The sequence below is a fragment of the Mycolicibacterium sp. lyk4-40-TYG-92 genome, assembly GCF_030209435.1.
In the GTDB taxonomy this organism is placed as follows: domain Bacteria; phylum Actinomycetota; class Actinomycetes; order Mycobacteriales; family Mycobacteriaceae; genus Mycobacterium.
Genome location: NZ_JARVRX010000012.1, coordinates 1 through 17,952 on the forward strand (window position 1 = coordinate 1; position 17,952 = coordinate 17,952).

Below are 17,952 nucleotides of genomic sequence, written 5' to 3' on the forward strand. Positions count from 1 at the left end.
CGCATGCAACAACTCCCCAGGTAGGAGCTGTTGCACTAGACCCTTGAATCGAAGCGGCGTGTTGCCGTACAAACACGCACGCTCGCGGGAAAGGGGCGGCTCGCGGAAGGGGGTGAGGGGTCAGCGCCAGGAGTAGGCGGCGCGGAGGCGGGCGGCGATCATCTCGAACTTCTCGCGTTCGAGGATCGCGCCTTCGCGGCGGATGCCTTCCTCCGGCACGTCGAGCACCCGGTCGAGGCGCACCCAGCTGGCGCGTCCCTCATAGTCCCAGCTGCCCGAGCCGATGCCGACCCAGTTGGAATCGCCCTGATGGCGGTCCTGGCTGGACACCATCAGGCCCAGCAGGGTGTTGCGGTCGCGGCCCACCACCAGCACGGGCCGGTCCTTACCGCGCGTCGGGTCGTCTTCGTAGACGACCCAGGTCCAGACGATCTCGCCCGGGTCGGCCTGGCCGTCCAGGTCTGGGGCGTAGACGATCCGACGGGCGCGGTGCGCGGTGGGGACGATGGTCTCGGTGACCGGGCGCCCGGCGGTGATGGCTGCCTGCGGCTCCGACGGAACCGCGCCGAGCGCCGTCAGACCCACCTCGATGCCGAACCGGATGCCCTGCTGGATGGTCCGCTGCAGCCCGTCAGGCTGCTGCAAGGTGCGGATGAGCTTGGGCGCCTCGTTGAACACGAGTTGTTCCGCCAGACGCTGGAACGTCTTCCACTGCGACGCCATGGCATCGAGCATAGGGGAGTTTCCGGGCCACGATTTAGTCGCCGGGGTCCTCCCTGGATACCCTGGTAGCTGCGCGTGATACGCGTAGACCCATCGTCACCAGGAGATTCCCATCAGCAGTTTCGCCGACAAGACGTTCACTGCGCCGGCGCAGATTCGGAACTTCTGCATCATCGCCCATATCGACCACGGCAAGTCCACCCTGGCCGACCGCATGCTGCAGCTCACCGGCGTCGTCGACGACCGGTCGATGCGCGCGCAGTACCTGGACCGCATGGACATCGAGCGCGAGCGCGGCATCACGATCAAGGCGCAGAATGTCCGTCTGCCGTGGAAGGTCGGCGATGAAGAGTTCGTCCTGCACCTGATCGACACCCCGGGCCACGTCGACTTCACCTACGAGGTGTCGCGCGCGCTGGAGGCCTGCGAGGGCGCCGTGCTGCTGGTCGACGCCGCGCAGGGCATCGAGGCGCAGACCCTGGCCAACCTCTATCTGGCGCTGGATCGCGGATTGACCATCATCCCGGTGCTCAACAAGATCGACCTGCCGGCCGCCGACCCGGACCGCTACGCGGCCGAGATCGCGCACATCATCGGCTGCGAGCCGACGGACGTGCTGCGGGTGTCCGGCAAGACCGGCGCCGGCGTGACGGAGCTGCTCGACGAGGTGGTCCGGCTGGTCCCGGCGCCGACCGGCGACCCGGACGCCCCGACCCGCGCGATGATCTTCGACTCGGTCTACGACATCTACCGCGGCGTGGTCACCTACGTCCGTGTGGTGGACGGCAAGATCGTCCCGCGCGAGAAGATCGCGATGATGTCCACGGGGGCCACCCACGAACTGCTCGAGGTCGGCATCGTCTCGCCCGAGCCCAAGCCGTCAGAGGGGCTGGGCGTCGGCGAGGTGGGTTACCTCATCACCGGCGTGAAGGACGTCCGGCAGTCCAAGGTCGGTGACACGGTGACGACGGCCCGCAAGGGCGCCACCGAAGCGCTCACCGGGTACCGCGAACCCAAGCCGATGGTCTACTCCGGCCTGTACCCGGTGGACGGGTCGGATTACCCCAACCTGCGTGAGGCGCTCGACAAGCTGCAGCTCAACGACGCCGCGCTGACCTACGAGCCGGAAACCTCTGTGGCACTTGGCTTCGGCTTCCGTTGTGGCTTCCTGGGCCTGCTGCACATGGAGATCACGCGCGAACGCCTGGAGCGCGAGTTCAACCTCGATCTCATCTCGACCTCGCCCAACGTGGTGTACCGGGTCGAGAAGGAGGACAACACCGAGCTGATCGTCACCAACCCGTCGATCTGGCCCGAGGGCAAGGTCCGCGCCGTCCACGAGCCGGTGGTGAAGACGACGGTGATCGCACCCAGCGAGTTCATCGGCACCATCATGGAGCTGTGCCAGTCCCGCCGCGGTGAGCTGCAGGGCATGGACTACCTGTCCCCGGAGCGCGTCGAATTGCGCTACATCATGCCGCTCGGCGAGATCATCTTCGATTTCTTCGACTCGCTGAAGTCGCGCACCCGCGGCTACGCGTCGCTGGACTACGAAGAGGCCGGCGAGCAGGAAGCCGATCTGGTGAAGGTCGACATCCTGTTGCAGGGCGAGGCCGTCGACGCTTTCAGTGCGATCGTGCACAAGGACGGCGCATCGGCCTACGGCAACAAGATGACGACCAAGCTCAAGGAGCTGATCCCGCGTCAGCAGTTCGAGGTGCCGGTGCAGGCTGCCATCGGCTCGAGAATCATTGCGCGCGAGAACATCCGGGCCATCCGCAAGGACGTGCTCTCCAAGTGCTACGGCGGTGACATCACCCGTAAGCGCAAGCTGCTCGAGAAGCAGAAGGAGGGCAAGAAGCGCATGAAAACCATTGGCCGGGTTGAGGTTCCGCAGGAGGCCTTCGTCGCCGCGCTGTCTACCGACGCGGCCGGCGACAAGCCCAAGAAGTAGCGATTGGTGCACGATTTCCCGCGGTGGCCGCGGAAGATCGTGCACTAAACACTGGTCAGGCGACCCGCAGCACGGCCTTGCCGGCGACCTTGCGTCCCAGCAGGGCCTGCGCGGCCGCGGCGATGTTCTCCCACGAATCCCGCAGCCCGATCTGCGGATCGATCTCACAGTCGGCCAGCAGAGTCAGCAGGTAGTCCAGGTCGGCGCGAAATGGCGCGCGGACGGTGAACGGCTCCAAGCGTTTCCGGTTACCGATGCGCCGCTGCGCCTCGAAGTCGATGGTGGTGGGTTCATTCGAGGCCATCCCGATGGACTGCACCGAGCCGCCGTCGGACACGAGGCTGAAGGCCTGCGCCAACAGCTTGCCGCCGACGTTGTCGAGGACGCCGAAAACCGGCTCGGCCACCGCGTCGAGTCCGACCACCACTTCGGCTGCGCCCAATTCCTGCAGACCTTCACCGCGGGGCGCGCTGCCGACGGCTGCCACCACATGGGCACCGGCCCGCGCCGCCAGTTGCACCGCGAACCGGCCGACGCCGCCGGACGCGCCGGTGATCAAAACCCGTCGGCCGACGACGGGACCGAGAGCGCGCAGGGCCTGCAGGGCCGTCACCCCGGCCACCGGAAGCGCCGCGGCATCCTCGAACTCGACGAACTCGGGCAGCTCGGCCAGATTGTCGGTCGATACGACGCGTCGCTCGGCCCAGCCGGCCTCGCCGGCGAATCCGACGACCCGGGCTCCCACCTGAGGTCCGGAGCCGTCGGCCGCGGCTTGCACCACCACGCCGGCGCTGTCCCAGCCCGGGACTTCGCCCGGCCGGCGCATCTGATCGATGAAGTGGAGCTCACCGAAGTTCAGGGCAATCGCGTGCACCGCGATCAGTGCCTGAGATTTCGTGGCGACGGGCTCGGCGACGTCGTCGAACCGGAGATTGGCGGGAGCGTCGGGGGCGTAGACGAGTGCGCGCATAAACGGGCCAACCCCGGAAAGTATTCCCGTATTCCCGGCATTCGGACGCGGTGGCGCCGGGGGATGGGCCCCGAGAGCAACCCCGTTGAGCGGCAACAACACCCGAGCGATCGACAAGGTGGGTTGTTCCCATTGCATCGTTCTGAGCACAACGCTATGTACCGGGCGCGTCGAGTCCTAACTTGCTGGGTGTGTCGAAAGAACTTCACCTTCTCGCCTTCGGCAACACCCGATCCGCCGGACCGTGGCGGCACCCCGATGCGGACAACAGCACCGCCGGCGTCCGCCGGCGGCTCATCAAGCACGCGCAACTGGCGGAAGCGGGAACCTTCGACGCGCTGTTCTTCGCGGACGGGCTGAACTACGGGCCGCCGGCCACGTGGGCCTACAAGATTCCCGAGGACTTCGAACCACTGACTGCGACGGCCGCGCTGTCGTCGGTGACCGGCCACATCGGTTTGGTGGTCACCGGCTCGGCGACGCTGCAGCATCCTTTCCACCTTGCGCGGCAACTGCTTTCGCTCGATCACCTGAGTGGTGGGCGCGCCGGCTGGAACCTGGTGACCAGCTTTGCCCGCGCGGCAGCCGACAATTTCAGCGCCAAGGGCGTGGTCGATCACGACGAACGCTACGCGATCGCCGAGGAGGCACTCGATGTGGTTCGCAAGCTCTGGGATGGCTGGGGCGAGGACACGATCATCGAGGATCGCGCCGCGGGAGTGTTCCACGACGTCAACAAGATTCGCACCGCAGACCATCACGGCAAGTACTTCGACGTGGCAGGTCCACTGGGTGCCTCACGGTCCGCGCAGGGCCGGCCCGTGCTCTTCCAGGCCGGAGCGTCAGCCACCGGGCGGACTTTCGCCGCCAAACATGCCGAGGTGATCTTCACCAGTCACGGCAACCGCGGCCGGGCGCAGGAGTTCTACCGACAGATCCACCAGGAGGCGCGGCGTCTCGGGCGTGGCACACCACCGTTGATCACCCCGTCCTTCCGCTACGTCATCGGCTCGACCGACGACGAGGCGCGCCGTGCCGAGCGCGATGAGTACGAGTACTTCAGTCCCGAATATCAGGCCGCCTGGTTGCTCGAGGTCGAAGTCGACGTCACCGCCGCCGATCTCGACGGGCCGGTACCCGCTTCGGCATTTCCCGATTCCACCGAGACCCACCAGACCGCGCTGGCCGGGTATCGCGCCCTGGCCGCCGAGAGCCCGACGGTGCGGGATTTCCTGTACCGCACCGTCAACGGCTGGGGCGCGGGGGTCGTCGGCACGCCGGAACAGATCGCCGACGAGATCGAGCAGTGGTTCACGCAAGGCGCCGCAGACGGTTTCGTCCTTCGTGATTCGGGATTGCCCGGTCAAACCGAGTTGTTCGTCGATCAGGTGGTGCCGGTGCTCCGCAAGCGCGGCCTGTTTCGCCATGAGTACGCGGGCACGACGTTGCGATCCCACCTCGGCCTGGAGATCCCGACTCGTGCCCCGGCACATCAGCCATCGGAGGGCCGATGACCGAGCCCTTCGTCCTGGCCGGTTTCACCATGTCGACGGTGTCGCACGGCAATTTCGGTTTGTGGCGCCACCCGCGGGATCAGACGTCGCGGTATACCGACCTCCGGTACTGGGTGGAACTCGCACAACTGCTGGATGCCGGCGGCTTCGATCTGCTCTTCATCGCGGATGCGGTCGGCCAGCTCGATGTCTTCGGCGGCAGCGCGGAGGCGGCCCTGACCGGCGCGGTACAGACGCCGGTCACCGACCCCTTGCTCGCCGTGTCGGCGATGGCGGCCGCCACCGAGCATCTCGGCTTCGGCATCACCGTGTCCACCACCTACGAGAGTCCATATCTGCTGGCGCGCAAGTTCAGTACGCTCGACCACCTCACCGGTGGACGCATCGGGTGGAACATCGTCACGTCACTGCTGGACAGCGCCGCCCGCAACATCATCGGCCGCGACCGGCAGATTCCCCATGACGAGCGGTACGCGATGGCTCAAGAATTCCTCGAGGTCACCTACAAGCTGTGGGAAGGGTCCTGGGAGCCCGGAGCGGTGCTGCGCGACCGGGACCGCGGCGTCTACACCGACGCCGGCAAGGTCCACCCCATCGGGCATCAGGGCCGCTACTTCAGTGTGCCGGGCGCGCATCTCGTCGAACCGTCCCCACAACGGACTCCCGTGCTGTTCCAGGCGGGAACATCGCCGGCGGGAAGGGAATTCGCGGCACGTAATGCCGAGTTGGTGTTCGCCAGCGATCCCCGGCCGGATGTGTTGCGCGCCAACATCGCCGATATCCGGCGCCGCGCAGTGCAATACGGGCGCCGTCCTGACGCCATCAAGTTTCTGACCTCGATCGAGGTCGTCACCGACAGTACCGATGCCGCCGCCCGGGCGAAGGCCGACGAATTGGCGGGCTATCACGATCTCGAAGCCGGACTGGTGCTGTTGTCGGCGCTGTCGGGCGTGGACTGGTCGGACTACGGAGTGGACCGGCCGATCGAACAATTCGATACCGACGCGAGCCGGTCGATCCTGGCCGCCGTCGCCGATCCCGATGCCCGCCAACGTCTTACATTGCGCGACTATGCCGGTGGGCTCGGTGGTTTCGGTGGCGCACTGTTCGTCGGCTCGGGCCGCACCGTCGCCGACGACCTGGAGCAGTATGCGGAGCATGCCGGCGTCGACGGCTTCAACATCGCCTATCACGTCACACCGGGCAGCTTCGCCGATGTGGCCGAGTACCTGATCCCCGAACTGCGCAAACGTGGCCGGGCACGGGAGGCCGGCCATCCGGGCACGTTGCGGCAACAGATTTTCGGCGGTTCCGCGCTACTGCCGGACGACCATCCGGGCGCCGCGTTCCGCCGCCAAAGAATCCCGTCGATTTGATCGCTGCCGCATCGGGTGCTGATCGGGCAAGCTGAGAATCAGCTAATTATCCGGTAAAGAACTGTGCGGCAAAGCATTACGCGGTCCGCACGGTGGAAAGGCGGGCACCCGTGTCCACACCGAATCGCATAGAGCTGGCCGGTCGCGGGCTGGCCTCCGCGCAAGGCCATGGGCTGCAGAGCGATGCCCTGGGCTTCTGGGGAGTCTTCGCGCAAGGCTTGGCCGCCGCCGCGCCCAGCGTCGCGCTCGCCTCCGTGCCCTTCGCGCTGTTCGTGGCCGCGGGCAAGGGAGCGACCTGGGCGGTGCTGGTCGGCCTGGGTATCACCGTGCTGATCGCAGCGACCATCAGCTTCCAGGCCAGACGCACCGTGTCGTCCGGCTCACTCGGCACCTACACCGGTAACGGACTCGGGCCGGGGTTCGCCTACGCCGCCGGTTTCAGCCTGCTGGTCGGTTACATCGGTTTCGCCACCACCGGAACCCTCGGCGGTGTCGTCTACCTCGACGCGTTCCTGGATTCCATCGGATTGGGTTCGCAGGCAACATGGTTCCGTCTCCTGCTGGTGGTGGTCATCGTCGGCGTCGGGACCTATCTGCCGTTCCGCGGAGCGTCGATCGCCGCGAAGTACGAGCTCGTGTTCGAACTGATCGCCATCGCGTCGATTCTGGTGATCATCGTCGCCGCGTATCTCGGATATGGGTTCCGCGTCGATTGGGATCAATGGAACCCGGCGCACCTGGGCAGCAGTGCGACTTTCATCGCCGCGGTGTCCGCCGTCGGGTCGTACGCGGGCTTCGAGAGCGTCGCCTCCCTGGGCGCGGAAGCCAAAGACGCACACCGCAATATCGCCCGCTCGCTGCTGCGGGTGGTGCTGCTGCTGGGCGTGCTGTACGTCGTGTCGACCTACCCGCAGATCCTGCTGTTCAACTCCATCGACGGTGACAAGGCGATCCTGCCGCAGCTCGCGGACTCCACCGGTGTGCACTGGGTGAACCACGTCGTCAGCGGAACCGTGGCGATTGCGTTCATCGTCTTCGTCACCGCGGTGACCACCGCCGCGGCGCGGTCGCTGTTCACCTTCGCCCACGAGGGCGCGCTGCCGGCCGCGTTGACCAAGGTGCACCCCAAATACAAGACGCCGTGGGTCGGCATAGCCTTCATCGGCGTGCTGTCGTTCGTCTTCTCTGTCGTGGCCACCGTGAGCTCGGCCGGCCGCGTGGTGTTCGACGTCTACGGCGCCTTCGTGGCCAACTGGGGTTTCCTCGTCAGCTATCTGCTGGTCGTCGTCGCAACACCGATCTGGCTGTACAAGATTCGGGCGCTGACGCCGCTGCGATTGGCCGTCTCGGTGGCCGCGACGCTGGCCATCGGGTACGTGATCTTCAGCAATTTCTATCCCGCGCCCAAATTCCCCTTCAACATCCTGCCGCTGATCTACGGGGGCATCCTGCTGGCCGGGCTGGCCTGGTACTGGTACCTCAAGCGTGCCAAGCCCGAGGTCGCGCGCCGGATCGGCAGCATTCAAACCCTGTCCGAAGCCGAGCAGCAGCGGCTGATCGACGCCGGCATCCTCGAGGTGCTCGATCACCAACCCGAGCAGCCGGGCACCGAGACGAGTGCCGATGAGGGCGATGAGGCGAGTGCCGATGCGGGCACTGAGTCCCAACGAGACAAGGAGCCGGTCGCACCATGACGCTGGCAGCAGAACGTGACGTCACGAGCTGGGCGGTGACGCCGGCGACGCCCACCGATCACCCACTCATCGCCGATTTCCTCGCCACCACCGCGGGCATCGCCGGACGGAAATTCGCGGCCGACTCCCGCGATGTCGCCGAGCAATTCGACGACACACTTCCCGACGCGCTGGTGGTGGTCCGCGATGACGGGCGCCGCGTACGGGGCTACGCGGCGCTGCACGAGCCGCACGGGCAGGAACCGGAGTTCCTGGCCGACTTCGTCTTCGATCCGGCCGCCGCCCCATCCATCGTCGACGACACCGTCGCCGCGGTCGTGGCCAGGTTCGAACGCGAATCCGCCGCGGTACCGAATGCGTTCCTGCGCAGCTTCATCGGGCCCACGCAGCAGGCCGCACTCGACGCCCTCATCCGCCTGGGCGCCACTGAGGAAGGCCGGTTCATCCGGACCCGCAAGGCACTCGACGCCGAAGACGTCGACGACCTGCAGGCCCTGGCGCTGCCCGGCTTGACCTTGCTGAGCTGGCCGGAAGTGATCGAGCGCGGCCTGACCGAGCAGGTGCGCAGCCTGCAGTTCGACACGTTCCTCGAACACTTCGGCAACATGTCCAAGACCCCCGAAGCCTTCGCACATCACATCGAGAGCCGTTCCTTCACACCGGATTTCAGCAGCGCGGTGATCGACGACACGGGCGAAGTGGTCGGGTATGTGCTCGGCTCGACCTACACGCACCTGACCGCCGGCGGTGAGGAGCGCAGCGCGCACACCGACTACATCGGCGTGCGCGCGGACCAACGCAAACGCGGTATCGGTGAGTTCCTGCTCCGCAAAATCTGGCTCGCGGCGTTGCGGCGCGGTCTGTCGATCGCGTCACTGGGCACCGACATCAACAACGCGAGCAAGGCGCACCTGCTGTATGCGCGACTGGGATACATCGCGGTCGAGCACCAGTCCGCGTACCGTATCGACGCCGAAGGGGCCGTCAAATGAGTTCCGCCACAACCTACCTCCGGCCCGCAACCGCCGACCTCAGTGAACTGCGAGCGCACTTCGCACCGACCTTCGCCAAGATCGCCGAGGCGAATCTGGACCGCGAACACACCCGCACCTTCCCGCACGAGCAGGTGAGTCTGCTCAACGAGGCCGCGTTCGGCACTTTGCGAATCCCGTTGGACCACGGCGGTTTCGGCGCCTCACTGCAGCAGGTGTTCCTCCTGCTCGCCGATCTGGGCGAGGCCGACGCCAACGTCTCCCACATCTGGCGCAACCATCTGGCGTTCGTCGAAGACCGCCTGAATGCGCCGGTATCGGCAACCAACGACGTCTGGCTCGGGCGGTTCCGCGCCGGTGAATTCGTCGGTGGCGGCTGGACCGAAGCCAACAATGTCACGTTGGCCAACCTGGTCACCACCGTTGCCGAGGAGGGCGACCACTACCGGGTGACCGGCACGAAGTTCTATGCCACCGGCAGTCTTTACGCCGATTGGCTCGATGTGCTCGGCCGGGGTGATGACGGCGATCTGCTCACCGCGCTCGTCCGGGCCGACGATCCGGGGGTCACCCTGATCGACGACTGGGACGGATTCGGCCAGCGCACCACGGCCAGCGGGACCGCCCGCTACGAGCGGGTGCGGGCCGAACGCGGGGACGTGTTCCCGGCCACCGAACGCTTCGCGTATCAAGGGCACTTCTACCAGACGGCGATGTTGTCGGTGCTGACCGGAATCACCCGGGCGGCGCTGCGGGACGGGTCGGCGGCGTTGATCGGCCGCAAGCGCAACTATCCCCAGGGGCTGACCGAGGTGCCCTCCGACGACGCGCAGTTGCTCGCCGTCATCGGTGAGGTGTCCGCCGATGCGTTCGCGGCAGAGGCCGCGCTCGCCAAGGCCGGCGAGGCGCTCGACCGGATCGCCGGTGACGACGACGGCGCCCGGCGGCGGCTGATCGCGGCCGAAGTCGCTGTGTCCCAGGCGCAGCTGGTCATCATCGCGGCTGCCTTGCGCGCCACCACGACGATATTCGACGCGCTCGGTGCATCCGGGGTGTCCGAAGAGCGTGGCCTCGACCGGCATTGGCGTAACGCCCGCACGCTGGCCTCACACAACCCGCGGGTATACAAGGCGCGCATCCTCGGCGATCACCTCATCAACGGCACCGACCCGGTCCCGAACTTTGCCGCGCTGGGCCGTGGGGGACAAGGCAATTAGGCGGCCCGCCGCCGTGGCGTCAGACCGCGTGGCGCGGTCCTGCCGAGTGATGGTGCGGGTGTAGCCCGGGAATCATCATCGGTACCTCGGCGCGGTAATCGCGGTACGCGTCGCCGAGGCCGGCCACCAGGTCGTGCTCCTCGAGTTGGATCGCGATCAGGATGTACCCCGTGGTGGCGAGCGAGAACATCAGGTGCCCCGCCGTCATCGTCGGGGTGGCCCAGAACGCCACGACGAAGCCGACCATGATCGGGTGCCGCACCACGCGGTAGAACAGCGTGGTCCGGAAAGCCAAGTCGCGGTAGGGTTCTCCGCGCCAGGCGAGGTACACCTGCCGTAGGCCGAACAGATCGAAGTGGTTGATCATGAACGTCGACGTCAGCACGATCGCCCACCCTGCCCAGAACAACGTCAGCAACAGGTAGCGCCCGGCCGGTGCGGAGACGTGCCAGATGACCTGTGGCATGGTCCGCCACTGCCAGTACAGCAGGCCCAGCAACAGGCTCGACATCAGGACGTAGGTGCTGCGTTCGATGGACTGCGGCACGATGCGCGTCCACATCCGTTTGAACGCCGGCCGCGCCATCACACTGTGTTGCACCGCGAACAGGCCGAGCAGGATCAGGTTGACCACCACCGCCTCAGCGATCGATGCGGTGATGCCGTGGTCGACGGTGCGGGGCACCACGATGTTGCCCACGAAGCCGATGGCGTAGAGGAACGAGACCAGGAACACCGCGTAACACAGCGCGCCGTAGCCAAGTGTCAGATAGCGCTTCATCCTGTCCTCCGATTCTCGGAAATGTTCCGGTGACGCCGTCCGCACCGGTCGACTCGTACGCAGCGTCGGGGGAGGCCCTAGGCGCGGCCTGGATGGCGGAAACGAGTGCTGCGCGGCAGCCTGGCCGCAACGCTGAATGAGGGGCCGGCAGACCGCCGGTCCGTGACGTCATACCCGGTGCCGCAGCCCCTGGTCACTCTTCCAATATAGAACGGAAACCCGCAGGTGGATACGTCTTCTCGGGCTGCCGGGCAGACACAAACGCCCCTGCACGCGTGGCGTGTCAGGGGCATTTGCGACTGGTGGTGAGGGGGCTAGGGCGAGCCCTCGGCGATGCGGCGGACCGCGTCGATGAACACGTCGATCTCCTCGAACGTGTTGTAGAACGCGAACGACGGACGCACCGTCGCCTCGAGTCCCAGGCGCCGCAGGATGGGCTGGGCACAGTGATGCCCGGCCCGCACTGCGATGCCTTCGGCGTTGAGCGCCTTGCCGACCTCCAACGGTTCGTGCCCGGCCAGCACGAAGGACAGCACGCTGGCCTTCTCGTCCGCCGTACCCACGAGCCGCACTCCCGGAATGGCCGCCAACCGCGGGGTGGCGTACTCCAGCAGGGCGTGCTCGTAGGCCGCAATCCGTTCGATGCCAATGCGTTCCACGTACCGGATCGCCTCACCGAGCCCGACGGCATCGGCGATGTTGCCGGTGCCGGCCTCGAACTTGTTCGGCGGTCCCTGGAACACCGAGCGCTCCAGCGTCACGTCGGCGATCATGTTGCCGCCACCCTGCCACGGCGGGGTTTCGGCCAGCACGTCCTCGCGTCCGTACAGCACGCCGATGCCCGTCGGCCCGAAGATCTTGTGCCCGGAGAACACGAAGAAATCCGCACCGAGTTCGGCGACATCGATCGGGATGTGCGGGACAGACTGCGCACCGTCGATCAGCACCCGGGCCCCGTAGCGGTGGCCCAGTTCGACGATCGTCTTGACCGGCGTCACCGTGCCCAGTGCATTCGAAACCTGCGTCGCCGCAACCAGTTTCGTCCGCGGGCCCAGCAGATCCTCGAACTCGCCGAGCAGCAGGTTGCCGGCATCGTCGACCGGTGCGACCTTGATGACCGCGCCTGTCTGCTTGGCGATCAGCTGCCACGGCACGATGTTGGCGTGGTGCTCCAGGTGGGTGATGACGATCTCGTCACCCGGGCCCAGGTGCTTGCCACCCCACGCGTACGCCACCAGGTTGATGGCCTCGGTGGTGCCGCGGACGAAGATGATCTCTTCGGTCTTCGACGCGCCGAGGAACCGGCGGACGGCCTCACGGGCATCCTCGTAGGCATCCGTGGCCCGCGCCGCCAACTCATGCGCGGCCCGGTGGATGTTCGAGTTCTCGTGGGCGTAGAAGTACGACAGCCGGTCGATGACCGACTGCGGCTTCTGCGTCGTGGCCGCGTTGTCGAACCAGATCAGCGGCTTGCCGTTGACCGTCTCCTTGAGGATCGGGAAATCGGCCCTGATCGCGTGGACGTCGAAGACCTCGTGATCATCCGGGATGGACGGGACGGGCTCGACCGGTTCAGTCGCCGCCGGGGACTGCAGGAAATAGTAATTCCCGGCATCTTCTGACGACGGCGCCGGCGCACCGGTCCAGTTCAGCTGCGGCACCGAGGGGACGGCACCAGGCCAGGTCGGCGCGCTACCGCGGGGAGCGGGGGGAGCCGACGGCGGAGCCGACGCCAGCACGCCCGGCACTGTCGGGACCAGACCCGACGGCACCGCGAACGCTTCCAGCCCACCGAACGGTGCGACCGGGCTCACCGCGTTACCCCGCGGTGCCACCGGCGCCGTGCCCGGTGGAATCCCTTCCGGCCCAGGCGAAGTCGGCGCCGGCGCGAACAGCTCCGGGGCCGACACGAATTCGCCCGGCGTGGCCGGGTGTGCCAGGCCGGCCGCAGTGGCCGCCGCCGACGTCCCGGTGGTCGCATCCGGGGCCACCCCGCGCGGCGCCACCTGGGTGGTCACCGGCGGGCTGTCCGGACCGGGGCGGAGGCTGGTGGCGTAGATCTGGCTGGCCAGCGCCGACAGTTCGTCCTCGCTCAGTGCCGTCGGTTCGCTCCCGCTCAGCGGCACATCACTTGTACTCATGGAAGTGGTCCACTCCGACGTCCTCGAGGACCGCCAGTGCGTCGTCGGTGAGCACCGCCAGCGACGAGTACAGCGTGACCAGGTAGGACGCGATCGCCGACCGGTTGATGCCGGTGAAGCGGACCGACAGGCCCGGGGCCTGCTCGCCGACCAGGCCCGGTTGGAACAGGCCGACCACGCCCTGGCGCTCTTCACCCGTGCGGACCAGGATGAACTTCGTCTTGCCGTCCACGACCGGCACCTTGTCCGACGGGATGATCGGGATGCCGCGCCAGGTGATGAACTGGGCGCCGAACAGGCTGACGACTGGTGGCGGCACGCCGCGGCGGGTCGCTTCCCGGCCGAACGCCGCCACACCGAGCGGGTTGGTCAGGAAGAACGCGGGGGTCTTCCACACCTTGGTGATCAGTGAGTCGAGGTCATCGGGGGTCGGGGTGCCGCGCAGCGTCTGGATGGTCTGCTCGGGCGTGACCTGCGACAGCAACCCGTACTCCGGGTTGTTGATCAGCTCGGACTCCTGGCGCTCCTTGATGGTCTCGATGGTCAGCCGCAACTGCTGGGCGACCTGGTCGTGGGGGCTGGAGTAGAGGTCCGACACCCGGGTGTGCACGTCGAGCAGCGTCGAGATGGAGCGCAGCGTGTACTCGCGCGGGCTCGTCTCGTAGTCGACGTAGGTCTCCGGCAGCGGGTCCTCGGTGCCCGAGCCCTGCTCGGCGTGGATGGCGACCTGCTCGGGGTTGACGACGCGGTTGACGCGGTAGATACCCGCCTCGACCGGTACCCAGCTCAGCAGGTGCAGCAGGAATCGCGGGGTGATGGTCGACAGTTGCGGAACTGTCTTGGTGGCATTGGCTAGCTGCCTTGCGGCGAGATCGCCGAGGGCCTGCGATTCGTTCTGCGCAGACGTCATGGGGGGCTACCTCCGACGGGTTGGTGTTTGGGGATGCGGCGGCCACGATACGGCTTTATGGCGGCCCACACAGCCTTAGCGCGCATCGCGACCGAAACCGGTTTGACCATGAGTCGGTGTGACGAATTCGGTCGTGGCTTTTCCGCGCGAGTGCCGTATGGTAGGCGGCATGACCCACGGCGGATCGCTGCGCATGCCCATGCGGCGCTGCTTCGTCGTGCCGTGTTGTTGTTGTTGATTTTCTGACGCCGGCCCTCTGCGTTCTGCCCGCCCATCTTCTGGCGGAGCACGTAAACGCGCTGTTCACAGCCTCCAGAAAGCAACACAGCAATGTCCTCCTCTCTGCTCGCAGCCACCCGCAGCGGCGTCGCGGTCCGCCGGACCGTGCGCCGGGACGCCGAGATCACCCGGATGACCCGGTACCGCGGCGGTACCTACTCGCCGACGGTCGACACCGTGGTGTTCGCCGACGGGACGACGGCCCGCACCGACCTGATCCGGCTCAATCCGAACATCGACGCGTACTCGCTGGACTTCCTCGGCGTGGCCCCCACCCGGCCGTCGCAGTACCGGCCTGCGAACTGGTCGGCGGTCCCCAATGTGGCAGCGCGCGCCTTCGAGGCCGAGGTGGACTGGATCATCCGCAACTCGTACCCCACCCTGGGCACCGTCGAGCTGAGCCGCCGGGTGCGCGGGGCGGGCCACCTGAGCGGTGACTCGCACCTGGCCGAGCACGAGGCGATCGCGGCTACGCAGGCCGCGATCTGGCATTTCACCAACGGCCTGCGCCTCGACAACCGGCCCCTCAACGTGCCCGTCACGGTCACCCGGGAACCGGGCGCCATCACGTTCGAGTTCGACGGTGAACCCCAATTGGGCGGGTACACGGTCGAGTTGACGAGTGACGCCGCCGTCTCCCTGGTACTCCAGAAGTCGGTCGACGGGACGTCGTGGCGCGATGTCGCCGCCTCGGGTCTCAACGTCGCGGCCGGCTACGGTCGACACCGCCGGGGCATCGGCGTCGGGGCCACGGCGTCGGACAGCCGCCCGGGCCGCCAGCACCGCGGTTACCGCTTCTACCGGCTGCAGATTCTCGCCGACAGCGGGGCATTCGTCGACATCGAAGACGTGACCTTCACCCTCGACGGGTCCGGCAAGTACCGCAACGCCGAACGCGTTGTCGCGCTGTACAACTACCTCGTGGCCGGTGCCGAGGCGGCCCGGAGCCTGACGGTCGTGCCGCGGCTCATCGCGGACCGCGCCCTGGTCGGCGACGTCGTGGGCCCGTTCCGGTTCGAGGCCACCGACGCCGCGACGCTCACCGCGGTCGGTGGCACCCTCGTCGACGCGGCAGGGGAGCCGATCACCGCCCCGGTCGTCCCGGGCAGCGACGTCTATCTGCGGCCCGCGCCGGACGCCCGCCGGGTGACCATCACCGCGAGTGTGCCTGCGGCACAGAACGGTTTCGGCGGCCGGGTCATCACCGGGGTGGCGTACGACAGCAGCCTGACGCCCGTCGCGCTCGCGGTGCCGACCCCGACCGTCATCGACTTCGAGCTCACCTTCTAAACCCGAACAGACGTGAAAACCCCCAATTCGTAACGGAATTGGGGGTTTTCACGACTGCTCGTGCTTGCGCTACATCGGCGCGTTGGCGGGCTGGAACACCCCGCTGCTGTCGGCTTCCTCTTCGGCGCGGATGACGTGCACGACGGCGTTGATCAGCGCCAGGTGCGTGAACGCCTGCGGGAAGTTGCCCAGGTGCCGGCCCGTGCGCGGCTCGATCTCCTCGGCGTACAGGTGCAGCGGGCTGGCGAACGACAGCAGTTTTTCGCACAGGTGCCGGGCCCGGCTCACCTCGCCGATCTCGACCAGCGCCGACACCAGCCAGAACGAGCAGATGGTGAAAGTGCCTTCCTCGCCGGACAATCCGTCGTCGGTCTCCTCGGTGCGGTAGCGCAGCACCAGACCTTCCTCGGTGAGCTCTTCGGCGATGGCCATCACCGTCGCGCGCACCCGGGGGTCATCGGCCGGCAGGAATCGGGTGAGGATCGCCAGCAGCAGGGAGGCATCGAGGGCGTCGTCGCCGTACCGCTGGGTCAGCACGCCGCGCTTGTCCACGCCGTGGGTCAGGACGTCTTCCTTGATCTCGTCGGCGATCTTGCGCCACTGCTGCGCGTAGGACTTTTCCCCTTGCAGCTCGGCGAGTTTCGAGCCGCGGTCCAACGCCACCCAGCACATGATCTTGCTGGAGGTGAAGTGCTGCGGCTCGCCGCGCACCTCCCAGATGCCGCGGTCGGGTTCCTTCCAGTGCTTGATCGCTTCTTCCACTTGGTTTTTCAGCACCGGCCACAGCATCTCGGGAATCTGTTCGCGGGATTTGGCGTGCAGGTATACCGAGTCGAGCATGGTGCCCCAGATGTCGTGCTGCATCTGGTTGTAGGCGCCGTTGCCGATCCGGACGGGCCGCGAGTAGTCGTACCCGGACAGGTGGTGCAGTTCCTCTTCGACGAGGCTGCGTTCGCCGCCGACGCCGTACATCACCTGAAGGGGATGGCGCTCACCGTTGTTGGCGCCGGAGACGTCGGCGATGAACGAGAAGAAGTCGTCGGCCTCGCGGTCCAGTCCCAGGGTGTACAGGCCCCACAGTGCGAACGTGGAGTCCCGGATCCACGAGTACCGGTAGTCCCAGTTCCGTTCGCCCTGAGGGGTTTCCGGCAGCGATGTGGTGCTCGCCGCCAGCAGCGCGCCGGTCGGGGAGTACGTCAGGCCCTTGAGGGTCAGCGCGCTGCGCTGCAGGTACGACCGCCACGGGTGGTCCGGGAAGTCGCCGACGTTGATCCACTGCCGCCACGCCTCGCTGGTCTTCCACATCTTGTCGGAGGCCTCGTCGAAGGTCTGCGGCGCCGGGTGCTTCGACCATGACAGCGCGACGAAAACCTTGTCACCCTCGGTGAGCCGGGTCCGCGCCCGGGCCTCGTGGCCCTCCAGGCCGATGCGCAGATTGGTGGTCAGCCGCAGCGTCGGGTGCGCCTCCGGGTTCTTGCCGGCCCGCGCGATCGCCTCGCCGTAGGCGGCGGCCGAGTACTCCCACGTCGCGCTCTCGCGGTGGTAGTCGAACGACGGCTCACAGCTCATGACGAACTCGACGGTGCCGCTGACGCAGCGGACGGTGCGCAGCAGGATGTGCTCGGCGTCCCAGTCCATCGGGGTGCGACGGTGTGTGCGGGAACGGGTTTCGATGTCGTGCCACGGCCCCATCACGAGGGCGTCGCGCACGATGGCCCAGCCCGTGTGCGTCTGCCACGTGGTCTCCAGGATCAGTGAGCCCGGCAGGTACCGCCGCGCAGACGGCACCGTCACGCCGTACGGCGCCAGCCGAAAATGGCCGGCGCCGCGGTCGAGGATCGAACCGAAGACGCTGGGGGAGTCCGGCCGCGGTACGCACATCCACTCCACGGAGCCCGCCGACGAGATCAGGCAGGTGTTCTCGCAGTCGGACAGGAAGGCGTAATCGGCGATCGGCGGAAACGGTGTGCGCACCGCAGTGGAGATCGCTCCGCCCGTCAGCGAATCGGCGCCCGCAGGGGCAAGGTGAGGAATCCCGTGCCCGTTCGCCAGGATGTGGCCTGGGTCGCTCGACGGGCCCGATTCGTCAGTGTGTGGCAGCACCATGTCGC

13 protein-coding genes are annotated in these 17,952 nt (G+C 67.1%); 7 read left to right on the plus strand and 6 right to left on the minus strand.

Annotated features, from left to right (window positions below):
- Positions 1-120: 120 nt before the first annotated feature.
- A complete protein-coding gene (locus QRN63_RS18300) occupies positions 121-735 on the minus strand; it encodes a type II toxin-antitoxin system PemK/MazF family toxin (protein ID WP_285032146.1) in 615 nt (204 codons plus the stop codon).
- Between the two features lie 94 nt (positions 736-829).
- On the opposite strand from QRN63_RS18300, the gene lepA reads away from it, so the two are divergent.
- A complete protein-coding gene (gene lepA, locus QRN63_RS18305; RefSeq protein ID WP_267319471.1) occupies positions 830-2,677 on the plus strand; it encodes a translation elongation factor 4 in 1,848 nt (615 codons plus the stop codon).
- A gap of 55 nt (positions 2,678-2,732) precedes the next feature.
- Here the strand turns inward: lepA and QRN63_RS18310 are convergent, their stop codons facing one another.
- A complete protein-coding gene (locus QRN63_RS18310) occupies positions 2,733-3,647 on the minus strand; it encodes a zinc-binding dehydrogenase (protein ID WP_285032147.1) in 915 nt (304 codons plus the stop codon).
- A 191-nt stretch (positions 3,648-3,838) separates the two neighbouring features.
- Between QRN63_RS18310 and QRN63_RS18315 the strand changes: the two genes are divergently transcribed.
- The 5 genes from QRN63_RS18315 to QRN63_RS18335 all read left to right on the plus strand — a co-directional run bounded on the left by QRN63_RS18315 (position 3,839) and on the right by QRN63_RS18335 (position 10,440).
- The gene (locus QRN63_RS18315) at positions 3,839-5,161 is read left to right on the plus strand and encodes an NtaA/DmoA family FMN-dependent monooxygenase (RefSeq protein ID WP_285032148.1); all 1,323 of its coding nucleotides are present in this window, start codon (positions 3,839-3,841) and stop codon (positions 5,159-5,161) included.
- Positions 5,158-6,537, plus strand: a complete 1,380-nt coding sequence (locus tag QRN63_RS18320) for an LLM class flavin-dependent oxidoreductase (RefSeq protein WP_285032149.1) — start codon at positions 5,158-5,160, stop codon at positions 6,535-6,537. The genes QRN63_RS18315 and QRN63_RS18320 overlap by 4 nt, the downstream gene beginning before the upstream one ends.
- A 110-nt stretch (positions 6,538-6,647) precedes the next feature.
- A complete protein-coding gene (locus QRN63_RS18325) occupies positions 6,648-8,231 on the plus strand; it encodes an APC family permease (RefSeq protein ID WP_285032150.1) in 1,584 nt (527 codons plus the stop codon).
- Positions 8,228-9,223, plus strand: a complete 996-nt coding sequence (locus QRN63_RS18330) for a GNAT family N-acetyltransferase (protein ID WP_285032151.1) — start codon at positions 8,228-8,230, stop codon at positions 9,221-9,223. The genes QRN63_RS18325 and QRN63_RS18330 overlap by 4 nt, the downstream gene beginning before the upstream one ends.
- Entirely contained in the window at positions 9,220-10,440 is a 1,221-nt protein-coding gene (locus tag QRN63_RS18335) for an acyl-CoA dehydrogenase family protein (RefSeq protein WP_285032152.1), read from the plus strand. The genes QRN63_RS18330 and QRN63_RS18335 overlap by 4 nt, the downstream gene beginning before the upstream one ends.
- 19 nt (positions 10,441-10,459) lie before the next feature.
- On the opposite strand, the gene mddA is transcribed toward QRN63_RS18335, so the two are convergent.
- From mddA to QRN63_RS18350, 3 genes are all read right to left on the minus strand, one after another.
- Positions 10,460-11,221, minus strand: a complete 762-nt coding sequence (gene mddA / locus QRN63_RS18340) for a methanethiol S-methyltransferase (RefSeq protein ID WP_285032153.1) — start codon at positions 11,219-11,221, stop codon at positions 10,460-10,462.
- A 314-nt stretch (positions 11,222-11,535) separates the two neighbouring features.
- Entirely contained in the window at positions 11,536-13,362 is a 1,827-nt protein-coding gene (locus QRN63_RS18345) for a family 2A encapsulin nanocompartment cargo protein cysteine desulfurase (RefSeq protein WP_285032154.1), read from the minus strand.
- Positions 13,349-14,272: a family 2A encapsulin nanocompartment shell protein gene (locus QRN63_RS18350; RefSeq protein ID WP_138248428.1), complete on the minus strand. Its 924-nt coding sequence runs from the start codon at positions 14,270-14,272 to the stop codon at positions 13,349-13,351. The genes QRN63_RS18345 and QRN63_RS18350 overlap by 14 nt, the downstream gene beginning before the upstream one ends.
- A 330-nt stretch (positions 14,273-14,602) precedes the next feature.
- Here QRN63_RS18350 and QRN63_RS18355 point away from each other — a divergent pair, with 330 nt between their 5' ends.
- Entirely contained in the window at positions 14,603-15,841 is a 1,239-nt protein-coding gene (locus QRN63_RS18355) for a thioester domain-containing protein (protein WP_285032155.1), read from the plus strand.
- Between the two features lie 69 nt (positions 15,842-15,910).
- Here QRN63_RS18355 and QRN63_RS18360 read toward each other — a convergent pair whose 3' ends face one another.
- Positions 15,911-17,947: a glycoside hydrolase family 15 protein gene (locus QRN63_RS18360; RefSeq protein WP_267319238.1), complete on the minus strand. Its 2,037-nt coding sequence runs from the start codon at positions 17,945-17,947 to the stop codon at positions 15,911-15,913.
- Positions 17,948-17,952: the final 5 nt, after the last annotated feature.